Raw genomic sequence first — 24,738 nt, forward strand, 5'->3', positions numbered from 1 at the left:
GAGCCCGTCTGAAACCTACTTCCAAGGCCGGTTATACGCACCCAGCGTGCTCTGGCTGCCTTCGGAAACCTTGCCTAAAGCCGCATCCCAGGCGGGGGTTACGCGGTAGTGCGCGGGGTCGGCGGCGGCCGCGTCCAAAGCCTGCCGCAGCGTGCGCGTAACCTGCGCGGTGTACATCGGGCTGCGCTGGCGGCCTTCCACCTTCACCGCCGCCACGCCGATTTTTATCAGTTCGGGCAGCACGGAAAGCACGTTCAGGCTGGTCGGCTCTTCCAGCGCGTAATAGGTTTCATCGTTCACTTCAAAACGGCCTTTGCACAGCGTGGGGTAGCCCGCTGGTTCGTCTTTATTGAACTGGTCGATTAGCACTTGGTTGAGCCGCACGTTCATCTTGTCGGGCAGTTGCTCCCAGCGCACGGCCTTGGCGGGCGAACACACGCCCTGCATATTCGGCGATTCGCCCGTGGCGTAGCTCGACAAAATACAGCGGCCTTCCACCATCACGCACAGGCTGCCGAAACCGAACACTTCAATCTCCACATCCGTGTTTTCAATCACATGCCGCACTTGGTCGATGGTGAGCACGCGCGGCAGCACGGCGCGGCGGATGCCGAACAAATCGCGCATCAGGTTGATGGCTTCGTAATTGGTGGCCGAACCCTGCACCGACATATGCAGGCGCAAGTTCGGATGTTTCTTGCAGGCGTAGTCCATCACGGCGGGGTCGGCCACAATGATGGCATCCGCGCCCAAATCAGCGGCGGTGTCCACCGCGCGCTGCCAGCGTGCCACCTGCCCGGCTTGGGCATAAGTGTTGATGGCCATCAGCACGTGCCGCCCGCGCTCGTGGGCGTAGCGGATGCCTTCGATGGTGGATTTTTGGTCGAAATTCAGGCCGGGGAAATTGCGCGCGTTGGTGGCGTCTTTCAGCCCCATGTAAACCGTGTCCGCGCCGTTGTCCACGGCGGTTTTCAGGGCGGGCAGGTTGCCGGCGGGGCAGACGAGTTCGGGCGCGGGGGCGGCCGGCGGGCTGCGGCTGGCGGCAGGCTGGGTGCGGTGGGTGGGCTGGAAATCGTCGAACAGCATAGTGTGGCTCGCATGTGCAGGTTAGGCTAGGGCGAACTGACCATTTGAAATGAGTCGGTTTTTGGCACAGAAAATGCCGGATTCAAGGCAAAAAGCACAGCAAGATTGGACATCTTGCGAGCATTTTTAACGCAGAAGGCGGCGTTTTATGGGACAAAATACCGCCGTTATCAAATTGTCAGTTCGCCCTAGGCATTCTAGGGGCATTGCCCGGCCTCAGCGCTGATTTAAGTCAAGCCTGCGGAAAGCAGATATAGTTGGTTTTGCGGAAACACGCCCCCGCTCGTTTGCATGCAACCTTTGGCTTGAGGCTACCTGAAAACGCAATCTTCAATGCAGCGCAACGAGCAAGGCAAACTTTGCGCCGCCCAAGGCTTCCCGCCCGCTTGCGAGCCGCAGGCAGCACAGGAGTACGGCAAGGCGAGCTAACAGCAAAAGTTAAGTTGGTTCGCTATATATTTTTCAGGTAGCCTCCCGCCGCCAGGCAGGATGCAGTAAAATCACGCCCAATTTTTGTTTACTCGGCAGCCTCTCTGCCAAGCCGCCCGAGGCTACCTGAAAATCCATCTTCACTTTAAAGAGACACCATGAAAACCAAAGAACTGCGCCAAAAATTCCTGCAATTTTTCCAAAACAAAGGCCACCAAGTTGTCCGTTCCTCCTCGCTCGTCCCCCACGACGACCCGACCCTGCTCTTTACCAACGCGGGCATGAACCAGTTTAAAGACGTGTTCCTCGGCTTCGACAAACGCGCTTACAGCCGCGCCACCACCGCGCAAAAATGCGTGCGCGCAGGCGGCAAACACAACGACTTGGAAAACGTCGGCTATACCGCCCGCCACCACACCTTCTTTGAAATGATGGGCAACTTCTCCTTCGGCGACTACTTCAAACGCGACGCCATCCACTTCGCTTGGGAGTTCCTCACTTCCCCCGAATGGCTGAACCTGCCCAAAGAAAAACTCTTGGCAACCGTCTATGCCGAAGACGACGAAGCCTACAACATCTGGCTGAACGAAATCGGTATGCCTGCCGAGCGCATCGTCCGCATCGGCGACAACAAGGGCGGCAGGTACGCATCCGACAACTTCTGGCAGATGGGCGACACCGGCCCCTGCGGCCCTTGCTCCGAAATTTTCTACGACCACGGCGAAGAAATCTGGGGCGGCATTCCCGGCAGCCCCGAAGAAGACGGCGACCGCTGGATTGAAATCTGGAACTGCGTGTTCATGCAGTTCAACCGCGACGAACAGGGCAACATGAACCCGCTGCCCAAACCCTCCGTCGATACCGGCATGGGCTTGGAGCGCATGGCGGCAGTCATGCAGCACGTCCACAGCAACTACGAAATCGACCTGTTCCAAGACCTGCTCAAAGCCGTCGCCCGCGAAACCGGCGCGCCGTTCAGCATGGACGAGCCGAGTCTGAAAGTCATCGCCGACCACATTCGCTCCTGCTCCTTCCTGATTGCCGACGGCGTGATGCCGTCCAACGAAGGACGCGGCTATGTGCTGCGCCGCATCATCCGCCGCGCCGTGCGCCACGGTTACAAACTCGGTCAGAAACAGGCGTTTTTCTACAAACTCGTGCCTGATTTGGTGAAAGCCATGGGCGACGCGTATCCCGAGTTGAAAGAAAAACAGACGCACATCATGGAAGCCCTGCGCGGCGAAGAAACCCGCTTCGGCGAAACGCTGGAAAAAGGCATGGGGCTGTTCAACCAAGTATGGCACGGCATGGCGTTCCTCAAACTCGAAAGCCTGCTGCCCGCCGAAGGCAGCGGCAAACCGCTGGTGTTGAAAACCGCCGACGGCATCGAGTTTTTCGCCGAATCGCGCAACGCGCCCGACCGCAAACAAGTCATCCTGTCCACCCGCGAAACAGGTCGTCTGAACGAAAAATGCGTCTTTGATTTCCAAGAGATTTGGACCAATGCCGACAAACCGAAACCCGCAGAAATCAAACCCTATATCGAAGCATTGGAAGGCTACCTGAAAAACAACATCGCCAACAGCAAGCTCGTCATTCCCGGCGAAGCCGTGTTCAAACTCTACGACACCTACGGCTTCCCCTACGACCTGACCGCAGACATGGCGCGCGAACTCGGCATCGACTTGGACGAAGAAGGCTTCGATCGCGAAATGGAAGCCCAACGCGCCCGCGCCCGCGCCGCGCAAAATTTCAAAGCCAACGCGCAACTGGACTACACAGGCGCGGACACCGAGTTCACCGGCTACGAACACCGCAGCCAAGACACCAAAATCATCGCCTTATACAAAGGCAGCGAAGCCGTGGACGAACTTCAAGCAGGCGAAGCAGGCGTAGTCGTTTTGGAACACACCCCGTTCTACGCCGAAAGCGGCGGACAGGTCGGCGACGTCGGCTACATCTTCGCCGGCGAAAACCGCTTCCGCGTCGAAGACACGCAGAAAATCAAAGCCGCCGTACACGGACAATTCGGCGCAGTCGTATCAGGTCGTCTGAAAGTGGGCGACGCCGTATCCGCTGAAATCGACAACGACATCCGCGACAGCATCATGCGCAACCACAGCGTAACCCACCTGATGCACAAAGCCCTGCGCGACGTACTCGGCACACACGTCGAACAAAAAGGCAGCCTGCAAAACGCCGAGCTGACCCGCTTCGACATCTCCCACCCGCAAGGCATCAACGCGGAAGAAATCGCCGAAGTCGAACGCCGCGTCAACGCCGCGATTATCGCCAACGTGCCCGTCAAAGTCGAAACCATGTCCATTGAAGACGCGCAAAAATCCGGCGCAATGATGCTCTTCGGCGAAAAATACGGCGACTTCGTCCGCGTCATCACTATGGGCGACTACTCTACCGAATTGTGCGGCGGCACCCACGTCGCCCGCACCGGCGACATCGGCTTCTTCAAAATCATCAGCGAAGGCGGCATCGCCGCAGGCATCCGCCGCGTAGAAGCCATCACTGGCCTTGCCGCACTCGCATGGGCGCAAAACCAAGAGCGTTTGATTAAAAACATCATCGCCGAAGTCAAAGCCCAAACCGAGAAAGACGTACTCGCCAAAATCCAAGCCAACGCCGCAAACGCCAAAGCCTTGGAAAAAGAATTGGCACGCGCCAAAGCTGAACTCGCCGTCTACGCAGGCGCCAAACTCTTGGACAACGCAAAAGACTTGGGCGCAGCCAAACTCGTCGCCGCCCAAATCGAAGCCGACGCAGCAGCCCTGCGCGAAATCGTTACCGACCTGACCGGCAAATCCGACAACGCCGTGATTCTTTTAGCGGCAGTGAACGACGGCAAAGTCTCCCTGTGCGCCGGCGTATCCAAACCGCTAACCGGTAAAGTAAAAGCCGGTGATTTGGTCAAATTCGCAGCCGAACAAGTCGGCGGCAAAGGCGGCGGACGGCCGGATTTGGCACAGGCGGGGGGCGCGGATATTGCGAAACTGCCTGAAATGTTAGGGAGTGTGGAAGGCTGGGTAAGCGGCAAGCTAGCCTAAATTATTTCGTTCTAATCAAAGGCTACCTGAAAAAATTTTCAGGTAGCCTTTTCCTTGCCCGCCATCCCTCCCTCCAAGCACAACCGCCATTTTTGCAAAGCCGCCACACTTATCCCGCAACAAACTTTTACAAAACTTCAAGAAACTAGCAAAATCGTGTATCATTCACATCACCGATACGCTGGCGGCTGTCCGAGCGGGCGGCAAACGGCATATCGATTAAGCAGTTCGTTTAGGCAATACCGACATTCCGTTTGAAATTTGAATTAAGGAGAAAACTATGTTGTATCCGATTCAAGAACCCATCCGCAGCGGCATGCTGCCCGTATCCGAGCTCCACACAATCTATTGGGAAGAAAGCGGCAACCCCGCCGGCATTCCCGTCATCTTCCTGCACGGCGGCCCCGGCGCAGGCTCCAGCCCCGCCTGCCGAGGCTTTTTCAATCCCGAAAAATACCGCATCATCATCATCGATCAGCGCGGCAGCGGCAAATCCACCCCCTATGCCGAAACCCGCGACAACACCACCTGGGATTTGGTGGAAGACATTGAAAAAGTGCGCAAAATGCTCGGCATCGATACCTGGCTAGTATTCGGCGGCTCATGGGGCAGCACCCTCGCCCTGGCCTATGCCGAAACCCATCCCGACCGCGTGCGCGGCCTCGTGCTGAGAGGCATCTTCCTTTGCCGCCAGATTGAAATCAACTGGCTGAGCGAAGAAGGTGGCGTGAGCATGATTTACCCCGAACAATGGCAGCGCTACCTCGCCGCCGTGCCGCCCGAGCAGCGCGCCGGCTCGCTGGTGGAAGCCTACTACTGGATGCTCAATTCGCCCGATCCCGCCGTACACCTGCCCGCCGCCAAAGCCTGGGCCGATTGGGAAAGCTGGCTGATTTGGTTCGACCCCAAACCGGTAGATGAAGACCCGCAGGCCTCCCTCGCCATCGCCCGCTTCGAAAACTACTATTTCGTACACCAAGGCTGGCTGCAAGGCGACAAATCCATCTTGGCCAACGCCCACAAAATCCAGCATATTCCCACCATCATCGTGCAAGGCCGCTACGACCTCTGCACCCCCACCCGCAGCGCGTGGGATTTGAAACAGGCATTGCCGCAGGCCGATTTGCGCATCATCCAAAGCGGCCACTATGCGCAAAACCCCGCCATCGCCGAAGCCCTGGTGCAAGCCACCGACGAATTCGCCGAACGGCTCGGCGGCTAACACTCCCCGCCTAAACCGTTCGCGATGCAGGCTACCTGAAAATCAAACGATCCTGCTTCAAAGCCCGCAGCAAAAGGAATAAAATTTCCCCAAAGCTTCCCAACCCAACCAACCCGTTTAAGGAGAAGAAGATGCGTAGAACCAAACCCTTTGCCCTCGTGTGCGCCGCCCTGCTTTCCGCCCCCGCCCTGGCCGACAACCTCACCAAAACCCTGCCCGGCGACCTCACCGTGGAGCAGGCGCAGGCCGTGGTGCAGGCTTCTATCGCCAAAGCGCGCGAAATCAAAGTGCCGATGAACATTGCCGTGATGGATGCCGGCGGCAACCTGAAAGCCTTCGTGCGCATGGACGACGCCTTTATCGGCAGCATCGACGTGGCCACCCGCAAAGCCCGCACCGCGCGCTATTTCAATATGTCCACTCGCGACCTAGGCAAAGCCTCGCAGCCCGGCGGCGAGCTCTACGGCATCGAAGTCACCAACGGCGGCCTGGTGATTTTTGCCGGCGGCGAACTGCTGGTTGACCGCTCCGGCACCATCGTCGGCAGCATCGGCGTGAGCGGCGGCTCGGTAGACGAAGACGAAAGCGTGGCCAAAGCCGGCGCCGCCGCCCTGCCGCGCAGATAGCCGCAATAGTTTTGCCCCACAGCCTGCCCGCCCCGGCAGGCTGTTTTGTTTCCCCTTGCCGCGGCCGGTTTGGTTTACAATGGCCGTCGTTCGTTCAGGCTACCTGAAAACTGCCAAACCATTTTTCAGGTAGCCTCTTTAGGAAACAATCAACCATGAAATACCAAGACCTTCGCGATTTTATCGCCATGCTCGAGCAGCAGGGCAAACTCAAACGCATCGCCCACCCCGTTTCCCCGCATTTGGAAATGACCGAAATCGCCGACCGCGTGCTGCGTGCCGAAGGACCGGCGTTGCTGTTTGAAAACCCGATTAAGCCCGACGGTACGCGCTATGATTATCCCGTGTTGGCGAACCTGTTCGGCACGCCCGAACGCGTGGCGATGGGCATGGGCGCGGACAGCGTGTCCAAGCTGCGCGAAATCGGGCAGACGCTGGCGTATCTGAAAGAACCCGAGCCGCCCAAAGGCATTAAAGACGCGTTTTCCAAGCTGCCGCTCTTGAAAGACATTTGGAGCATGGCACCGAACGTGGTGAAAAACGCGCCGTGTCAGCAAATCGTGTGGGAAGGTGAAGACGTTGATTTGTCTCAGCTTCCGATTCAGCGCTGCTGGCCGGAAGACGTTGCGCCACTGGTAACATGGGGCTTGACCGTAACGCGCGGACCGCACAAAAAACGCCAGAACTTGGGCATTTACCGTCAGCAGCTGATTGCGAAAAACAAGCTGATTATGCGCTGGCTGGCGCATCGCGGCGGCGCGTTGGATTATCAGGCGTTCCGCCGCGAAAACCCCGACACGCCGTATCCCGTCGCCGTCGTGCTCGGTTGCGACCCTGCCACCATTTTGGGCGCGGTAACGCCTGTTCCCGATACTTTGAGCGAATACCAGTTTGCCGGCCTGCTGCGCGGTTCGCGGACGGAACTGGTGAAATGTATCGGCAGCGATTTGCAAGTGCCCGCCCGCGCAGAAATCGTGCTGGAAGGCGTGATTCATCCGAACGAAACCGCGCTGGAAGGCCCATACGGCGACCACACCGGCTATTACAACGAGCAGGATTATTTCCCCGTGTTCACGGTCGAGCGCATCACCATGCGCGAAAACCCGATTTACCTCTCCACCTACACGGGCAAACCGCCCGACGAACCCGCCGTCTTGGGCGTGGCGTTGAACGAAGTGTTCGTGCCGCTCTTGCAAAAGCAGTTCCCCGAAATCACCGATTTCTACCTGCCGCCCGAAGGCTGCTCCTACCGCATGGCGGTGGTCAGCATGAAAAAACAGTACGCCGGACACGCCAAGCGCGTGATGATGGGCTGCTGGTCGTTCCTGCGCCAGTTCATGTACACCAAATTCATCATCGTGGTGGATGACGATGTGGACGTGCGCGACTGGAAGGAAGTCATCTGGGCCATCACCACGCGCATGGATCCCGTGCGGGATACGGTGCTGGTGGAAAACACGCCGATTGATTATTTGGATTTTGCCAGCCCCGTCAGCGGACTCGGCGGCAAAATGGGCTTGGACGCGACCAACAAATGGCCAGGCGAAACCGACCGCGAATGGGGACGGGTAATCCAAAAAGACCCGGCGGTTACGGCGAAGATTGATGCGATTTGGGGGGAGTTGGGGTTGTAGATGATGAGTGCCTTATCCAAAATATCGGAGCTGCTCGGCGGTTTGGGCGAACTGCTGCTTGCCGCACGGGACAGCGTTCGCCAATGGCAACGGGATTGGAAACAAGGGCAGTTATCCGAAGGCAGCAAGGTGCTGATTGGCGTTTGGCTGGCAGCGGCTTTGCTGCTGGCCTTGATGTGTGCCAACCTGCTGCTTTGAATTGTGAAACGGCAGGGGCTACCTGAAAACAGCAATACATTTTTCAGGTAGCCTCTATACCCTGCCCAAAGGCTACCTGAAAATCCCAAATCCCAAAAACACATGATCCCCGACCTTTTCCCCGCCTCCGCCGACCCGCATACCAACCTGCTCCCCTGCGACGGCATCCTCAACGACCACGGCATCATCTTTACCCCCGCCGAAGCCGATGCCTGCCTGCACACCCTGCTGCACGAAATCCCGTGGCGGCACGACCAAGTGCGGCTCTACGGCAAAACCATCACCACCGCCCGCCAAACCGCGTGGTACGGCGAAGCCGGCGCGGCCTACACCTATTCCGGCATCACGCGCCAGCCCCTGCCGTGGACAACCTTCCTGCTGCGGCTGAAAGAACGCGTCGAGCAGCATCTGCACGCCGTCAGCCCCACCCTTTTCAACACCTGCCTGCTCAACCGCTACCGCCACGGCGGCGAAGGCATGGGCTGGCACAGCGACGACGAAGCCGAATTGGGCACAAACACCGTCATCGCCTCCCTCAGCTTCGGCGCCACCCGCAAATTTGCCTTCCGCCACAACCAAACCCGTGAAAAACGCGAAATCCTGCTGCACCACGGCCAGCTCGTCGTGATGCGCGGCGAAACCCAACATCACTGGCAGCACGCCGTGATGAAAAGCAGCAAAATCAGCGAAGAACGCGTGAGCCTCACGTTCCGCACCTATGTGGGCAAAGACGCCAGCCCGCTGCGCTGAAGCCAAGCTTTTCAGGTAGCCTGTTGCCCCGCCAATCGCCGGTGTAGAATGCCGCACAAGAATACTTCCCGCGCCCTTTCAGGCTACCTGAACCCCGCCAGGCCAGTTTCCGCCAAGCCAAGTCCGCCCCAATCCGCCTCTTCAGGAAAACCGCCATGCTGAAAATCCAAGATGCCGTGAGCGAAACCCTGCTGATCCCGCTCTACATGAAATACCTCGACGCGCAAGAGCCCGCGCCCATCCTCAACGACCCCGCCGCAGCACGCCTTGTGCCGCAAATCGACTACGACTTCTCCAAATTCCGCCACGCCCGCAACAGCCGCGTCGGCACCGCCCTGCGCGCCCGCTATTTCGACCAAGTGGTCGCCGACTTCATCCGCCGCAAGCCCGAAGCCGTGGCCGTAATCATCGGCTGCGGGCTCGACAGCCGCCGCGAGCGCCTCGGCGAAGCCGCCGCCCACACCCCCTTCTACCAGCTCGACCTGCCCGACGTAATCGCCCTGCGCGAAAAGCTGCTGCCCCCGCTGCCCAACGAAACCCTGCTCGCCGCCTCCGCCTTCGACACCGGCTGGATGGACGACCTGCGCCAACGCCATCCGCATTCCCCCTCCCTCTTCGTGCTCGAAGGCGTGCTGATGTATTTCAGCGAAAACCAAGTGCGCACCCTGTTTCAAAACCTCGCCCGGCGCTTCCCCGGCGGCGAGATCGCCTTCGACGTGGCCGGCAGCTTCATGGTGCAGAATTCCGACAAACACGACTCGCTCAAACACGCCCGCGCCCGCTTCGATTTTGCCTGCGACGATGACCGGCAAATGGAAGCCTGGGTCGACAACCTGCACCTCGTCTCCGCCAAACACATAACCGACTTCCCCGCCGCCCGCCACATCGGCTTTTCCTACTGGCTGATGAGCATCATCCCGAAAATCCGCAATTCCTACCGCCTGCTGCACTACCGCATCGCCTAAGCCGTGCACACGCGAAAAGGCTGCACGCGAAAAGGCTACCTGAAAAATAATCAGCTTATTTTTCAGGTAGCCTCATTTACATCCTGCTGCGGCAAACCAAGCTTTGCCAAATCAAGCCATTTGGCAGAAACATCCTGCCCGCACGCCCAAGCGGGCACGCCGTATCGTTTGCATCCGCCTCCCCGCTAGCGGCCTGAATCGGCGGGCTAATTTTCTAGCCAACCGCCAATCGGCTGTTGCCCGCTGCCGCTGCCGTTGCTATACTCATTTCCCGATTAATGAAATAAATCTGCGGCCGACATCCATCCGGCCGGCCATACCCAGCTAAAGCCCTTATTTCTCCACATCGGGCGCTACACCGGCGCAATCAGGGGAAATCGGGCTTTGGCTTTCGTTTTTGGCGGATGCGGATTGAGGCGCAGGAAAGGAGAAAACACTATGAATGCCGTTGTCTTGGCGGTGCTGGTGATGCTGATTTTGTCGGCAGCGCGGGTACACGTCGTATTGAGCTTGGTGATCGGCGCATTTGTGGGCGGTTTGGCCGCCGGGCTGCCGCTGGCCGATGTAACCGATCCGAACACCCACGAAGTGATCAGGCAGGGCGTGATCACGCATTTCCAAAGCGGCCTCTCCGGCGGCGCGAAAATTGCGCTCTCCTACGCCATGCTGGGCGCGTTTGCCATGGCCATCGCCCACTCCGGCCTGCCTTATCAGCTCGCCGGCATGGTGGTGCGCAAAATGGGCGGTGAAACCCGCCGCGACCAAATTCCCTCCGCCGTAAACGGCATCAAATGGGGGCTGATCGGCGCGCTCCTGCTGATGAGCATCATGAGCCAGAACGTGATTCCGATCCACATCGCCTTTATCCCGATGGTGGTGCCGCCGCTGCTTTTGGTGTTCAACCGCCTGCAAATCGACCGCCGCCTGCTGGCCTGCGTGCTCACCTTCGGCTTGGTGACCACCTATATGTTCCTGCCCTACGGCTTCGGCGCGATTTTCTTAAACCAAATCCTCTTGGGCAACATCCAGAAAGCCGGCATGAACGTGCAGGGCATCAACGTGATGGAAGCGATGGCGATTCCCGCCGCCGGCATGCTGGCCGGCCTCTTGCTGGCCTTCATCCACTACCGCAAACCGCGCCACTACACCAACAACCAAGTGGACTTGAGCGCCGAGCAGGCTGCCGAGCGCGCGCCGAAAATCTCCACCTACCGCAGCGTGGTGGCGATTGTGGCGATTGTGGCTTCCTTCGTGGTGCAATTGGTGTATGACGACGCGCTGCTCTTGGGCGCGATGGTGGGCTTCGGCGTGTTTATGGCCACCGGCGTGGTGCGCCGCCGCGAAGTGGACGGCGTGTTCGACAGCGGCCTGCGCATGATGGCGATGATCGGCTTCATCATGATTGCCGCGCAGGGCTTTGCCGAAGTGATGCAGGCCACCGGCCAGATCAAACCGCTGGTGGACGCCAGCGCCAGCCTGTTTGCCGGCAGCAAAGGCATGGCCGCGCTGGCCATGCTCGCCGTGGGTCTGCTGGTAACCATGGGCATCGGCAGCTCTTTCTCCACCCTGCCCATCATCACCGCCATTTATGTGCCGCTGTGCGTGGGCATGGGCTTCTCGCCGCTGGCCACCGTGGCCATCATCGGCACCGCCGGCGCGCTGGGTGATGCCGGCTCGCCCGCTTCCGATTCTACCCTCGGCCCCACCTCCGGCCTGAATGTGGACGGCCAGCACGACCACATCTACGATTCCGTGATCCCCACCTTCATCCACTACAACCTGCCCTTGATGGCCGCCGGCTGGATTGCCGCCATGGTGCTGTGATGGAACGCGAAGAACTGGCCGCCCGGCTGGAGGAGCTGGAAATCCAAGCCGCCCTGCAAAACGAGCTGCTCGACAGCCTGAGCGGCACCGTTGCCCGATTGCAAAAAGATTTGGATTTGCAACAGGCGCAGCTACGGTTGCTCTACGGCCGCCTGCAAGAAAAAGACGGCGCCAGGCAGAGCCAGCCCTTCAACCCCGCTGCCGAAATCCCGCCGCATTATTGATCACGGCTAAGCGTATCAAGCAAAAGGCTACCTGAAAAATAATTTTCAGGTAGCCTTTTTCGATAGAGTGCAGCCAGTAAACCCTTATCCCGCCCGGCAAAAATCCCCCGCCCCCGCCAAAATTTCCGCCGTGGGCGCGAAGGTGGCTTCCACAATGCTTTTGCCCGTGGCGGCCAGATAGGCCTGCACCAGGTGGTAGCCGTAGGCATAGCCCGCCGCGTAGGGCAGCCCGACCGGCTGGTGGCCTTGCAGCGCGGCGATTTCATCGCCGTAAAGATAGGGGGTCATCTCCGCCATGCCGGTCATGCCCAGCCGCGCGGAAATCACGGGCTTGATTTTCTCCAACGTGGCGGCATCGGTTTCGCTCACCCACGGGCCGATGAACCGGCTGCCGAATTGTGCCGCCGCAAACGATTCCGCCAGCCCCTCGCTGACCACCCAGTCCGCCAGCGTGGTTTTGCTGCTCCATTTGGCAAACTGGAAGCGCACGTTGTGGTTGCATTCGTGGGCGATGGCGGCTTGCAGGCGCGGCAGGGTGTAAGCGTTGGGCAGGATGCTCATCATGATGTAGCCGGGAATGCCGCCGTCGCCGAGATAGCCTTTGTTCAGCGCGAGCATGCGGCTTTTCGGGCTGCCGAACAGGATGGTGAAGGTGTAGTCGCGCACGGGTAGCGGGCGGTGCGCGTCCAACAGGGCAAGGCTGGTTTGCACGGTGTTGCGGCAGGTTTGCCAAAGTGCGTCGTCGGCAATGGCGGCAACGGCGGGGGGGGCGGCTTCGGTGATGTCGGCGGGCATCAGGTGCATCCAGCCCAAGAGCCGCATGGCATCGAAGCGGCCGGGTTCTTTGGCTTTCAGCGGCATGTTTTGCGTTTGGAATTTGTCTTTGAACGGCCAAAGCACCCGGGCGATAAAGTGGTTTTCCCGTTCGGCTGGGGGCAAATCTAATAATTCGTGGTATACGCGATCGGAACGGATGATGTTGATGTTCATGGGATTTCCCCTTTTTTGATCAAGCTGCCTGCACTTGGGTTTCAGACCATCTGAAAGCGCGGTTCCCACACAAGTATAGTGGATTAACAAAAATCAGGACAAGGCGACGAAGCCGAAGACAGTACAAATAGTACGGCAAGGCGAGGCAACGCCGTACTGGTTTTTGTTAATTCACTATAAAACGAAGCTTCCGCAAAGCTAAAGTAGCAGGCTACCTGAAAAATTTTCAGGTAGCCTTTTCGCTTATTTGCCAACCCAGGCCTTACAGCGGCAAGTCGCGGTTTGTGCCTCCCACACGGCCTTTGCGCAGGGTTTCCAATTCGTCGAGCAGTTGCAAAATCAGCGCGGTGGCGGGCACACTGGCCTCGAAGTCGCGGCTGATGCGGCGGGCGCGGCGGATGCGGGCGAGCTGCCAGCCGCTGAAGCCGGCCTGCTGCGGGCTGCCCTGCACGGATACGATTTCTTCTTCAATCACGTTCACCACCCAATCGGCGTCGCCATCGCAGGCGCGCACGATTTCTTGGAAACTGAGCTGGATGTCTGGTTCGCGGTTCATGGTTTATCCTTTCACGCCGTAGTGTTCGGCCAGTTGCTGCCAGGCGGCGCGGTCGGCTTCGCTGTGGGCTTCGGGCAGCACGATGTTGATAACGAGGTAGAGGTCGCCGGCTTCTTTGGCGGGGATGCCTTTGCCTTTGAGGCGCAGGTTTTGGCCGCTGCGGCTGTTGGCGGGAATGCTGATGTTGAGCTTGCCGGCGGGGGTGTCGACGGCGGTTTTGCCGCCGATGGCGGCCACCCAGGGCAGCACGTCGATGCGCTGGTATACGTCCTTACCATCTTTCACATACAGCGTGTCGCTCTCGCGGAAGCGGACTTTGAGGTAGAGGTCGCCGTGTTCGCCGCCGTTGAAGCCGGGCAGGCCTTGGCCGCGTAGGCGAATTTGCTGGCCTTCGCTGATGCCTTTGGGGATTTTCACTTGCAGGGTTTTGCGCTCGTAGGCCATTTGGCCGTCGGCGGTGAGGGTGGGCATGTCGAGGCTGAGCGCGCGTTCGCTGCCGGCATAGGCGGCGGCGATGTCGATGCTCAGTTCGGCGTGCTGGTCTTCGCCGTGGACGGGGCCGGCTTGGCGCTGCTGGCGGCCTGCGCCGGCATGGCCAAAGGCGGAGAAGATGTCGTCGAAACGGAAATCGCCGCTGCCGAAGGGCTGGCCGTCGCCGAAGTGGCGGCTGTCGAAATGGTAGTATTGCCCGAAGCCTTGGCCGGGGTCGAAACCGCCTGCGCCTGCGCCCGCGCCGCCGTAGGCGCTACCGGCGCGGCCGAATGGGTTGGCCAACATTTCGTCGTATTCGGCGCGTTTTTCCGGGTCTTTCAGGGTGTTGTAGGCGAGGTTGATTTCGCTGGTTTTTTGGTCGGCATCGGGGTCTTTGCTGATGTCGGGGTGGTATTGTCGCACCAGCTTGCGGTAGGCCTTTTTGATGTCGGCCAGGCTGGCGTCTTTGGCCACGCCGAGGATGTCGTAGTAGTTTTTCTGATTGGCACTCATAACAGTAAAGATTCTATAGAATGAATTGGCAAACAGATGGGGCTGGGGCCGGGAAAATCAATATGCAAGGCAGGTTCGGCAGCAGCTGGAAGGCTACCTGAATTTTTCAGGTAGCCTTCCTCCCGCAATCCCGACCGATTCACTCGGCTAATATGCTAAAATACGCGCCATTATCCGCACAACAAACACAACACACGCCATGGCCCTCCTGCAAATCGCCGAACCCGGCCTTTCCGCCGCACCGCACCAACACCGCCTCGCCGTCGGCATCGACCTGGGCACCACCAACAGCCTGGTGGCCACCGTGAAAAACGGCCACGCTGCCTGCCTGCCCGACGAAAACGGCCGCTTCCTGCTGCCCTCCGTGGTGCGCTACGGCACCAACGGCCAAATCACCACCGGCCTCTTGGCGCTGCAAAGCCAAACCGCCGATCCCTCCAACACCATCAGCTCCGCCAAACGCCTGATTGGCCGCAAACTGGAAGACATCGACACCAGCCACCTGCCCTACCGCTTCGGCCGGTCAGACCAGCTCATCGACCTGCAAACCCGCCAAGGCGCCAAAACCCCGATCGACGTCTCCGCCGACATCCTGCGCGCGCTCAAAACCCGCGCCGAGCAATCCCTGGGCGGCGAGCTGGTGGGCGCCGTCATCACCGTGCCCGCCTATTTCGACGACGCCCAGCGCCAGGCCACCAAAGACGCCGCCCGCCTTGCCGGGCTCAACGTGTTGCGCCTGCTCAACGAGCCCACCGCCGCCGCCATCGCCTACGGGCTCGACAACGCCGCCGAAGGCACCTTCGTGGTATACGACCTCGGCGGCGGCACGTTTGACGTATCCGTGTTGCAGCTCTCCAAAGGCCTGTTTGAAGTGAAGGCCACCGGCGGCAACTCCGCGCTCGGCGGCGACGATTTCGACCACCGCATGCTGTGCCACCTCATCGAAATCAACCGCCTCTCCATCACCAACGCCCAAGACAGCCGCCTGCTGCTCAGCCTCGTGCGCCGTGCCAAAGAAGAGCTCAGCAGGCTACCTGAAAGCCGTATCCAAGCCGTATTGAGTGACGGCACCCCCATCGACACCACCCTCACCCGCGCCCAATTCCACGCCCTCACCCAGCACCTCGTAGCGCAAACCCTCGTGCCCGTGAAGCAGGCGCTGAAAGACGCCGGCTTGAGCAAGGCCGACATCAACGGCGTCATCATGGTGGGCGGCGCCACCCGTATGCTGCACGTGCAGCAGGCCGTGGCCAACTTCTTCGGCCAAACCCCGCTCAACAACCTCGACCCCGACCAAGTGGTTGCGCTGGGCGCCGCCATGCAGGCCGACGTGCTCGCCGGCAACAAGCGCGACAGCGACTGGCTGCTGCTCGACGTTACGCCCCTATCCTTGGGCTTGGAAACCTATGGCGGGCTGGCCGAAAAAATCATCCCGCGCAACAGCACCCTGCCCACAGCCCGCGCCCAAGAATTCCCCACCTTCAAAGACGGCCAAACCGCCATGACCATCCACGTGGTGCAGGGCGAACGCGAGCTCGTGGCCGACTGCCGCAGCCTCGCCAAATTCACCCTGCGCGGCATTCCGCCCATGGTGGCCGGCGCCGCCCGCATCCGCGTTACCTTCCAAATCGACGCCGACGGCCTGCTCTCCGTGTCCGCCCGCGAGCAAACCACCGGCGTACAGGCGCAAATCGAAGTGAAGCCCTCCTACGGCCTCAGCGACGAAACCATCACCCAAATGCTCACCGACAGCATCCAAAATGCCGGCGGCGACGCCGAAGCCCGCGCCCGCGCCGAAGCCGTGGTGGAAGCCGAAAGCCTGATTGGCGCCGTTGAAGCCGCACTGGCGCTCGACGGCGACCTGCTCGACGATGCCGCCCTTGCCGCCATCCGCGCCGAAATCGCCACCCTGCAAACCCTGCTCGCCCACGCCGACGCCGCCGCCATCCGCCGCTCCACCGCCGCCCTCGCCGAGCACACCGACGACTTCGCCGCCAAACGCATGGACCGCAACATCCAGCGCGCCCTCGCCGGGCAAAATGTGAACGATATTTAAGCCGCATCACGCTTAAGTCGGAATATTTTTCAGGTAGCCTCTTCCCGCCAAAAGGCTACCTGAAAAGCCACTCCAAGCTCGTTCCCGCACGGCGGAAAACAAAACGGCAACAAACATCTGATGCCGCCACGGCAGCCAAGTTAAATCCCGTATCCCCGCTTGCCGCCCGCAGCCGGATTTGCTACCATCCACAGCGCATTAAGAGTTGGGAATCCATGCCAACCTGCCCGCCGCAAACGGCGCGTAAGGTGGACGGCCGAGAGGCCGATGTGGCTCGTCTGAATCAGGCCGGGCAATATCTCTTCCCGCCTGGTGCGGGATTTTTTATTGCCCGTTGAGCCCTCCTTGCTAAGCTGCAAGGTTTATCTATTATCCGAAAGACATATCATGAGCGAATACCTCTTTACCTCCGAATCTGTTTCCGAAGGCCATCCCGACAAAGTGGCCGATCAAGTATCCGATGCCATTCTCGATGCCGTCCTCGCCCAAGACCCCAAAGCCCGAGTGGCTGCCGAAACGCTGGTGAACACCGGCCTGTGCGTGCTGGCCGGGGAAATCACCACCACCGCACACGTGGACTACATCAAAGTGGCGCGCGAAACCATTGCCAAAATCGGCTACAACTCTTCCGAGCTCGGCTTTGATGCCAACGGCTGCGCGGTGGGCGTGTATTACGACCAGCAATCGCCTGACATCGCCCAAGGCGTGAACGAAGGCGAAGGTATCGACCTGAACCAAGGCGCGGGCGACCAAGGCCTGATGTTCGGCTATGCCTGCGACGAAACCCCCACTCTGATGCCGTTTGCCATCTATTACAGCCACCGCCTGATGCAGCGCCAGAGCGAAGTGCGCAAAAGCGGCCAACTGCCCTGGCTGCGCCCCGATGCCAAAGCGCAAATTACCGCCGTGTACGATAGCGAAACCGGCAAGGTAAAAAGCATCGACACCGTGGTGCTTTCCACTCAGCACGATCCGTCTATCGGCCATGAAGAACTGAGCAAAGCCGTGATTGAGCACATCATCAAACCCGTGCTGCCGCCCGAAATGCTCACCGCCGACACCAAATACCTGATCAACCCCACCGGCCGCTTCGTGATTGGCGGGCCGCAGGGCGACTGCGGGCTCACCGGCCGCAAAATCATTGTCGATACCTACGGCGGCGCAGCCCCGCACGGCGGCGGTGCATTCTCTGGTAAAGACCCGAGCAAAGTAGACCGCTCCGCTGCCTACGCTTGCCGTTATGTGGCGAAAAACATCGTGGCCGCCGGTTTGGCCACTCAGTGCCAGATTCAGGTTTCCTACGCCATCGGCATTGCCGAGCCCACTTCCATCGCCATCGACACCTTCGGCACGGGCAAAATCAGCGAAGACAAACTCATTGCCATTGTGCGCGAACATTTCGATCTGCGCCCGAAAGGCATTGTGCAGATGCTCGACCTCCTGCGTCCAATTTACAGCAAATCCGCCGCCTACGGCCACTTCGGCCGCGAAGAGCCTGAGTTTACTTGGGAGCGCACCGATAAGGCTTCGGCTTTGAAAGCAGCAGCAGGTTTGTAATTCCGTTTGCCAAACAGATTAGAGGCTACCTGAAAACGAGCAAAGCCAGTTTTCAGGTAGCCTCTTTAATGTGCGGGCAGAATGGCTAAAAAGCCTTCCTGCATACTATTTATCCGGTTTCCTTTCCCGAAACTCTAAGAACGCATCAAACTTCGCAAACTCTGGTACTTGGATAAGATTCTCCGCACGTATCATCAATCTATCCCCTTTGCGGACAAATCCGGAGTGAACGGAGAAAATGAAATCGCCGTTTTCCTCTTTGGAGAAATCAGCCACAACAGTGTCTTTCCCATAAAGTAAGCTGGGATTACCCGCCGTTTGCACCTCATACTTCACCACAAAAGGCACATGCCTGGCCTGATAAAACAAGTTGTCTATCTCTTCTTTTGAAAGATGTGTTCCGGTTTTCGGCTTTAATCTTACCGTGAGTGCAAACAAGCCACGATGCGGGATTGGTACATCGTTTATCGTCTGTTGATAGCCTTCCTGCTGCGTACTGAACGGCACAGAAACCAGCGGCGTGGTATCCACTTCTCTATTCATATCGCTGATATAGTCGCCAACAAACGGGATAATTGCCACAGTAGCAGCCATACCGATTAGTGCGAACACTATCAACACCGCCAGTGCTATCTTCTTCCAGCGCTTCTGTCCCATTTCCCTTCCTCTAAAATTACTGTTTAAAAGAATTTTCAGGTAGCCTCGTGCAGCCCAAGGCTACCTGAAAATCTTTAAACCACTGCCAGCTCTTGCTGCAAGCGGGCAATAAACTCTTCTATCTGCATGCTGCCCAAATCCTCGCCTTTGCGGCGCACGGCTACTTGGCCGTTTTCCATTTCCTTATCGCCCACCACCACTTGGTAGGGGTAGCGCATTTGGCTGTTGTCGCGGATTTTGTAGCCGATTTTTTCGTTGCGTAGGTCGGCTTCGGCGCGCAGGCCGGCGGCTTTGAGTTTGTTGACCACTTCCAGGCAGTAATCGGCCTGTTTTTCGGTGATGTTCATCACCACCATCTGTACGGGCGCGAGCCACAGCGGGAAGGAGCCGGCGTGCTCTTCAATCAGGATGCCGATGAAGCGCTCCAGTGAGCCCAAAATGGCGCGGTGCAGCATCACGGGGCGGGCACGGCCGTTGTCTTCGGTGACGTATTCGGCACCCAGGCGCTCGGGCAGCACGAAGTCGAGCTGGATGGTGCCGCACTGCCAAGAACGACCGAGCGCGTCTTTGATGTGGTATTCCACTTTGGGGCCGTAGAAGGCGCCTTCGCCGGGCAGCTCTTCCCATTCCACGCCGCAGGCGGTGAGGGCGTGGCGCAGGCCGTCTTCGGCTTTATCCCAGGTTTCATCGCTGCCGGCGCGCTGTTCGGGGCGCAGGGAGAGCTTGATGCTCACGTGCTCGAAGCCGAAGCGTTGGTAAATCTTCATCACCAGCTGGTTGAAGGCGCGGGTTTCGTCGGCAATCTGGTCTTCGGTGCAGAAGATGTGGGCGTCGTCTTGCACGAAGCCGCGCACGCGCATGAGGCCGTGCAGGGCGCCGGAGGGCTCGTTGCGGTGGCAGGAGCCGAATTCGGCCAGGCGCATGGGCAGGTCGCGGTAGGAGCGCAGGCCGTGGTTGAAGATTTGCACGTGGCCGGGGCAGTTCATCGGTTTCACGGCGTAGTCGCGTTTTTCCGATTTGGTCACGAACATATTGTCTTTGTAGTTTTCCCAGTGGCCGGATTTTTCCCAGAAGCTTTTGTCGAGAATCTGCGGGGTTTTCACTTCTTGGTAGCCGGCGGCCTGCAATTCGCGGCGCATGTATTGCTCGATGGTTTGCCACAGCGTCCAGCCGCGCGGATGCCAGAACACCATGCCGGGGGCTTCGTCTTGCAGGTGGAAGAGGTTGAGCTGGCGGCCGAGGCGGCGGTGGTCGCGTTTTTCGGCTTCTTCGATGCGCTGGATATAGGCTTTGAGCTCTTCTTTGCTGGCCCAGGCGGTGCCGTAGATGCGCTGGAGCATTTCGTTGTTGCTGTCGCCGCGCCAGTAGGCGCCGGCCAGCTTGGTGAGCTTGAAGTTTTTCAAAAAGCGGGTGTTGGGCACGTGCGGGCCGCGGCACATGTCTACATATTCTTGGTGGTGATACATGCCCATTTCCTGCACTTCGGGCATATCTTCAATCAGGCGCAGTTTGTATTCTTCTCCGCGCTGGCTGAAGATTTGGATGGTTTCGGCGCGCGGGGTCATGATTTTGACCACGTCGTAGTCTTGGTTGATGAGCTCTTTCATGCGCGCTTCGATGGCGGCCATGTCTTCGGGGGTGAAGGGCTTGTCGGTGGCGATGTCGTAATAGAAGCCGTCTTCAATCACGGGGCCGATCACCATTTTGGCGTCGGGATAGAGCTGCTTCACAGCGTGGCCCACCAAATGGGCGCAAGAGTGGCGGATGATTTCCACGCCTTCCTTGTCTTTCGGCGTGATGATTTGCACGGTTGCATCTTCGGTAATCGGGTCGCAGGCGTCGCGCAGGATGCCGTTCACTTTGCCGGCCACGGTGGCTTTGGCCAGGCCGGAGCCGATGGAGGCGGCAATTTGGGCAACGGTTACGGGGGCTTCGTATTGGCGCACAGAACCGTCGGGCAGGGTGATGTTGATTTGGGGCATGATGGGTTGCTTTCTGTTTGGTTTAATAAAAAGATGAGTGGATTTTCAGGTAGCCTTGATTCCGTGTGCGGGCAAGGCGTTCAGGCAAAGCCGAAAAAGTAAAACAGCAGAAACAGGCCGGCAACCGCCAGCGCGGCCAAAGCGGCCAGGGTGAGCAGCAGGGCGGGCACGGGGCGTGGGCAGCGCATGGGGCTTTCCGGCAAAACGGTTCGGCGGCGGGCGGGCGGCAAAGCTGATTTTCAGGTAGCCTCCATGCAGGCACAGGCTACCTGAAAATCAAGCGGCGGCTTCTTTATCGCGAACCAACTTAACTTTCGCTACGGCGTTAGCCCGCCTTGCCGTACTCCTGTACTGCCTGCGGCTCGCTGCCTGGTATCGAAAGCCAATTTGATTCGCTATAGCATCAAACAAAAAGGAACAACCGAAGTTTCCCAGAAACCCCTGTTGTTCCACGAATTCTGGTAGGCACGATTGGATTCGAACCAACGACCCCCACCATGTCAAGGTGATGCTCTAACCAACTGAGCTACGTGCCTGTGTCGAAGGGCGGATTATAGCCGATTCCACACGGCTTGGGAAAGGCGCGGCCGCCTATTCCGCCGCCCCGCCAGCCTCCCCCCGCAGCCACTCCCGAAACGCCCGCACCTGCGGCAGGTTGCAGCTTTCCGCACGGTACACCAGATAATAGGCCAGCGGGCTGGGCACGGAGATTTCGGGGAACAGGCGCACCAGCCGTCCGGCTTTAAGGTCGTCTGCCGCTAGGATGCTGCGTGCCAGCGCAATGCCCGCGCCGTCTGCCGCCGCCTGCAACACGGCGGCGGAATTGTTGATGTGCAGCCCTTTGGCGGCGGGCTGCGGCAGGCCGGAGGAAAACCAGTCCGCCCAGCCCGCAAAACCGCTGTCGGGCGGCAGCGTGTCGTCGTGGATGAGCGGTAGGGCGAGCAAATCGGCGGGGCGGCGGATGTCGTGCGCGGCGGCGAAGGCGGGCGAGCAGACGGGGAACACGGTTTCGCCGCACCATTTTTCGGCGGCCACGTCCGTCCAGCCGCCCCGACCGTAGCGGATGCCGATGTCGATGTGTTCCGCCAGAAAATCGGTGTGGCGCGGGCTGGTGTTCAGGAACAAATCAATGTCGGGGCAGGCAGCCTGAAAACGCTCCAAGCGCGGCAGCAGCCATTTGGCGGCAAAGGCGGGGCTGGCGGTAACGGCCAGCCTGTGGTTGTGCTGCGCCTGCAATTTCTGCCAGCCCTGCGACAGCCGCCCGAAGCCCGCCTGAATATCGGGCAGCGCGTCCAATGCGCTGTCGGACGGCACCAGCCGCGTGCGCCCGCCGCTCTGCCGCGCAAACAGCGGCCTGCCCAAATAGTCTTCCAAACTTTTCACCAACTGCCCGACGGCGGCGGGGGTTACGTTCAGTTCCTGTGCCGCTGCGGAAAAACTGCGGTGGCGGCAGGCGGCTTCAAAGGCGCGCAGGGCGTTGAGAAAGGCGATTTTCATGGCAAGATTTTCTTTATGTCGGTTAAAGTTTTTATGCGTTGTTTCTGCGGGCAGCAAGTCTATAATACACTTTGTGCAAAGGGAAACGGCCTGCCGCTCATCCGATTGGGATTATAGCAGGAGAAAGTTTTCCTTTGCGTAAACCGTTCAACCCAACCTGAGGAGACCGACATGGTCTATCTGCAAATCACCTTGTTCATCAATCCCGAAAACCGCCCCGCCGCCGCTGCGGTGTACCAAAAATACAAAGCCCCGTTTTTGAAAGACATCGCGGGCGCGCAATCCAAAGAACTGCTGGTGCGCGACGAAGACGTGCAGGTGCTGCACGGTTTCGACACCGCCGCCAACGCCAAGGCGTATCTGGACACCGAGCTGTTTAAACAGGACGTGGTGCGCGAGCTCTCGCCGCTGTTTGCCGCCGCGCCCGACATCCGGATTTACGAAACGGCCTAAGCGCGGGTTTCAGGCAGCCTGAAAGCCGGTACGCACGGATTCGGTGCGGCGGATGCGGAGATCCGCACGGCTAGGGCAGCCTGAAAAACGGAAAAACCGCGTGCGTGCCTTGCAACACCCCACCGATGCGGGCTGCGCTTACTTTTAAAGAAGGCAGGATTTCTGCAAAGCCAAACCGGCGAAAAAACCCGCCACAGATATTTTCAGGTAGCCTCTGCAAGGGCAGGAAAGGCTACCTGAAAACCCGATACCCACCCTAAACAAGGAGAAGCCGCCATGTTCCAAGACTGGAAAACGCACAATGCCGATGTGAAGGCCGCCTTCGCCCAAATGGGCAAAAAGCATCCCAAAATGATTGCCGCCATCGGCGCGCTGGAACAAGCCATCGCCGCCGAAGCCCTCGACGCGAAAACCCGCGAGCTCATCGCCATCGCCGTGGCCGTGGTGAACCACTGCACCAGTTGCATCGCCATCCACGCCGAAGCCGCCGCCAAAGCGGGCGCAACCGAAAGCGAAATCGCCGGCGCGCTCGCCACCGCCGTCTATATGAACGCCGGCGCGGCCTATGCCTACTCGCTGCAAGCCTTGGAAGCCGGCGGCGCGTTCGGCATCGAATAAGTTGCCCACTTTTACTATAGATAAACCGCCTGCGAGGGCGGTTTTTATTTGGGCGGGATTTTTCAGGTAGCCTTTGCCGCAGCAGAGGCTACCTGAAATAATTGCCGCACCCCGTTTTCGCCCTTCCCACCGCAGCGCCCGGCAAATCCTTTATAATCCGCCGCCATTACCGTTTCATTCCCACCACGCTTCCCATGCTCAAATTCACCCTGCACAAAAAAGACGGCCACGCCCGGCGCGGCACGCTCGAACTCAACCACGGCAGCATCGAAACGCCCGTGTTCATGCCCGTGGGCACCTACGGCTCGGTCAAAGCCATGACCCCGCAAAATCTGCACGACATCAATGCCCAAATCATTTTGGGCAATACTTATCACCTGTGGCTGCGTCCCGGATTGGAAGTCATCGAACAATTCGGCGGCCTGCACCAATTTATCGGCTGGAACAAACCGATTCTCACCGACTCCGGCGGTTTCCAAGTATTTTCGCTGTCCGACATGCGCAAGCTCACCGAAGAAGGCTGTACCTTCAAAAGCCCGATTAACGGCGACAAACTCTTCCTCTCGCCCGAAATCTCCATGAAAATCCAAACCGTGCTCAACTCCGACATCGCCATGCAGCTCGACGAATGCACGCCCGGCGAAGCCACGCGCGAGCAAGCCGAAAAATCGCTGCAACTGAGCCTGCGCTGGGCGGAGCGCAGCAAAAAAGCCTTTGAAGATTTGAACAACCCGAATGCCCTGTTCGGCATCGTGCAGGGCGCAATGTACGAAGATCTGCGCGAACAGTCCCTGCGCGGGCTGGAACAGCTCGACTTCCCCGGCCTCGCCATCGGCGGCTTATCGGTGGGTGAACCCAAGCCCGAAATGTACCGTATGCTGCGCGCCGTCGGCCCCATGCTGCCCGAACACAAACCGCATTACCTGATGGGCATCGGCACACCGGAAGACTTGGTGTACGGCGTGGCGCACGGCATCGACATGTTCGACTGCGTCATGCCTACCCGCAACGCCCGCAACGGCTGGCTGTTCACCCGCTTCGGCGACATCAAAATCAAAAACGCCAAGCACAAACACGACACCCGACCGCTCGACGAAGCCTGCACCTGCTACGCCTGTACGCATTTCAGCCGCGCCTACCTGCACCACCTGCACCGCGCCGGCGAAATTTTGGGCGCGCAGTTGAACACCATCCACAACCTGCATTTCTACCAAACCATCATGGCCGAAATGCGCGAAGCCATCGAACAGGGCCAATTCGCCAACTGGCAGGCGCAGTTCCACGAACACCGCGCGCGGGGCACGGATTAAACGGCAAGAGGCTACCTGAAAATCCTTTTCCGCCTCCTGAAAGCATTTGCTTTAAGCTTCA

At 59.2% G+C, this 24,738-nt stretch carries 21 protein-coding genes and 1 tRNA gene; 14 read left to right on the forward strand and 8 right to left on the reverse strand.

Annotated elements, in window-relative coordinates:
- Positions 1-15: 15 nt before the first annotated feature.
- Positions 16-1,086 (reverse strand): peptidase U32 family protein, encoded by a 1,071-nt coding sequence (locus LG371_RS05645; RefSeq protein ID WP_225747967.1) that lies wholly within the window; start codon positions 1,084-1,086, stop codon positions 16-18.
- Positions 1,087-1,673: 587 nt separating this feature from the next.
- On the opposite strand from LG371_RS05645, the gene alaS reads away from it, so the two are divergent.
- The 9 genes from alaS (at position 1,674) to LG371_RS05690 (ending at position 12,017) form a co-directional block, all read left to right on the forward strand.
- Positions 1,674-4,574: an alanine--tRNA ligase gene (gene alaS, locus LG371_RS05650; RefSeq protein ID WP_067590194.1), complete on the forward strand. Its 2,901-nt coding sequence runs from the start codon at positions 1,674-1,676 to the stop codon at positions 4,572-4,574.
- Positions 4,575-4,857: 283 nt separating this feature from the next.
- Positions 4,858-5,796, forward strand: a complete 939-nt coding sequence (gene pip, locus LG371_RS05655) for a prolyl aminopeptidase (RefSeq protein ID WP_067590387.1) — start codon at positions 4,858-4,860, stop codon at positions 5,794-5,796.
- Positions 5,797-5,927: 131 nt separating this feature from the next.
- Complete coding sequence (locus LG371_RS05660; protein WP_067590197.1) at positions 5,928-6,422, forward strand: heme-binding protein; 495 nt, start codon at positions 5,928-5,930, stop codon at positions 6,420-6,422.
- Between the two features lie 155 nt (positions 6,423-6,577).
- Positions 6,578-8,056, forward strand: coding sequence for a 4-hydroxy-3-polyprenylbenzoate decarboxylase (ubiD, locus tag LG371_RS05665; protein ID WP_225747968.1), 1,479 nt, complete (start codon positions 6,578-6,580; stop codon positions 8,054-8,056).
- A gap of 3 nt (positions 8,057-8,059) precedes the next feature.
- On the forward strand, positions 8,060-8,254 hold the full coding sequence (locus LG371_RS05670; protein ID WP_225747969.1) for a hypothetical protein: 195 nt from the start codon (positions 8,060-8,062) through the stop codon (positions 8,252-8,254).
- 102 nt (positions 8,255-8,356) lie between these two features.
- Positions 8,357-9,004, forward strand: a complete 648-nt coding sequence (locus LG371_RS05675; protein WP_225747970.1) for an alpha-ketoglutarate-dependent dioxygenase AlkB — start codon at positions 8,357-8,359, stop codon at positions 9,002-9,004.
- 155 nt (positions 9,005-9,159) lie between these two features.
- Positions 9,160-9,969 (forward strand): class I SAM-dependent methyltransferase, encoded by an 810-nt coding sequence (locus LG371_RS05680; RefSeq protein WP_225747971.1) that lies wholly within the window; start codon positions 9,160-9,162, stop codon positions 9,967-9,969.
- 438 nt (positions 9,970-10,407) lie between these two features.
- Entirely contained in the window at positions 10,408-11,793 is a 1,386-nt protein-coding gene (locus LG371_RS05685; RefSeq protein WP_225747972.1) for a Na+/H+ antiporter family protein, read from the forward strand.
- Positions 11,793-12,017: a SlyX family protein gene (locus LG371_RS05690; protein ID WP_082890677.1), complete on the forward strand. Its 225-nt coding sequence runs from the start codon at positions 11,793-11,795 to the stop codon at positions 12,015-12,017. The genes LG371_RS05685 and LG371_RS05690 overlap by 1 nt, the downstream gene beginning before the upstream one ends.
- Positions 12,018-12,101: 84 nt before the next feature.
- Here LG371_RS05690 and LG371_RS05695 read toward each other — a convergent pair whose 3' ends face one another.
- From LG371_RS05695 to LG371_RS05705, 3 genes are all read right to left on the reverse strand, one after another.
- Positions 12,102-13,007 carry a DUF2268 domain-containing protein gene (locus LG371_RS05695; RefSeq protein ID WP_225747973.1) on the reverse strand — a complete coding sequence of 302 codons (906 nt, stop codon included), beginning with the start codon at positions 13,005-13,007 and terminating at the stop codon, positions 12,102-12,104.
- A gap of 262 nt (positions 13,008-13,269) precedes the next feature.
- On the reverse strand, positions 13,270-13,563 hold the full coding sequence (locus LG371_RS05700; RefSeq protein WP_067590220.1) for a chaperone modulator CbpM: 294 nt from the start codon (positions 13,561-13,563) through the stop codon (positions 13,270-13,272).
- Between the two features lie 3 nt (positions 13,564-13,566).
- Positions 13,567-14,547, reverse strand: a complete 981-nt coding sequence (locus LG371_RS05705; protein WP_067590223.1) for a DnaJ C-terminal domain-containing protein — start codon at positions 14,545-14,547, stop codon at positions 13,567-13,569.
- A 199-nt stretch (positions 14,548-14,746) separates the two neighbouring features.
- On the opposite strand from LG371_RS05705, the gene hscA reads away from it, so the two are divergent.
- Together hscA and metK are read left to right on the forward strand one after the other, a co-directional pair.
- Positions 14,747-16,603 (forward strand): Fe-S protein assembly chaperone HscA, encoded by a 1,857-nt coding sequence (hscA, locus tag LG371_RS05710; protein WP_225747974.1) that lies wholly within the window; start codon positions 14,747-14,749, stop codon positions 16,601-16,603.
- 387 nt (positions 16,604-16,990) lie between these two features.
- On the forward strand, positions 16,991-18,160 hold the full coding sequence (gene metK, locus LG371_RS05715) for a methionine adenosyltransferase (RefSeq protein WP_225747975.1): 1,170 nt from the start codon (positions 16,991-16,993) through the stop codon (positions 18,158-18,160).
- A gap of 105 nt (positions 18,161-18,265) precedes the next feature.
- Here the strand turns inward: metK and LG371_RS05720 are convergent, their stop codons facing one another.
- The 4 genes from LG371_RS05720 to LG371_RS05735 form a co-directional block, all read right to left on the reverse strand.
- Positions 18,266-18,817 (reverse strand): hypothetical protein, encoded by a 552-nt coding sequence (locus LG371_RS05720; protein WP_225747976.1) that lies wholly within the window; start codon positions 18,815-18,817, stop codon positions 18,266-18,268.
- A gap of 74 nt (positions 18,818-18,891) precedes the next feature.
- Positions 18,892-20,799, reverse strand: coding sequence for a threonine--tRNA ligase (gene thrS / locus LG371_RS05725; RefSeq protein ID WP_225747977.1), 1,908 nt, complete (start codon positions 20,797-20,799; stop codon positions 18,892-18,894).
- 459 nt (positions 20,800-21,258) lie between these two features.
- Positions 21,259-21,335, reverse strand: a tRNA-Val gene (locus tag LG371_RS05730).
- A 55-nt stretch (positions 21,336-21,390) separates the two neighbouring features.
- On the reverse strand, positions 21,391-22,296 hold the full coding sequence (locus LG371_RS05735) for a LysR substrate-binding domain-containing protein (RefSeq protein WP_225747978.1): 906 nt from the start codon (positions 22,294-22,296) through the stop codon (positions 21,391-21,393).
- 171 nt (positions 22,297-22,467) lie between these two features.
- Between LG371_RS05735 and LG371_RS05740 the strand changes: the two genes are divergently transcribed.
- The 3 genes from LG371_RS05740 to tgt all read left to right on the forward strand — a co-directional run bounded on the left by LG371_RS05740 (position 22,468) and on the right by tgt (position 24,677).
- Positions 22,468-22,749: a hypothetical protein gene (locus tag LG371_RS05740; protein ID WP_067590240.1), complete on the forward strand. Its 282-nt coding sequence runs from the start codon at positions 22,468-22,470 to the stop codon at positions 22,747-22,749.
- 276 nt (positions 22,750-23,025) lie between these two features.
- Positions 23,026-23,367 (forward strand): carboxymuconolactone decarboxylase family protein, encoded by a 342-nt coding sequence (locus LG371_RS05745; RefSeq protein WP_067590243.1) that lies wholly within the window; start codon positions 23,026-23,028, stop codon positions 23,365-23,367.
- Between the two features lie 194 nt (positions 23,368-23,561).
- Entirely contained in the window at positions 23,562-24,677 is a 1,116-nt protein-coding gene (gene tgt, locus LG371_RS05750; protein ID WP_225747979.1) for a tRNA guanosine(34) transglycosylase Tgt, read from the forward strand.
- The last annotated feature ends 61 nt before the right edge of the window (positions 24,678-24,738 follow it).

This window comes from Eikenella sp. Marseille-P7795, from assembly GCF_916618725.1.
GTDB lineage: Bacteria > Pseudomonadota > Gammaproteobacteria > Burkholderiales > Neisseriaceae > Eikenella > Eikenella longinqua.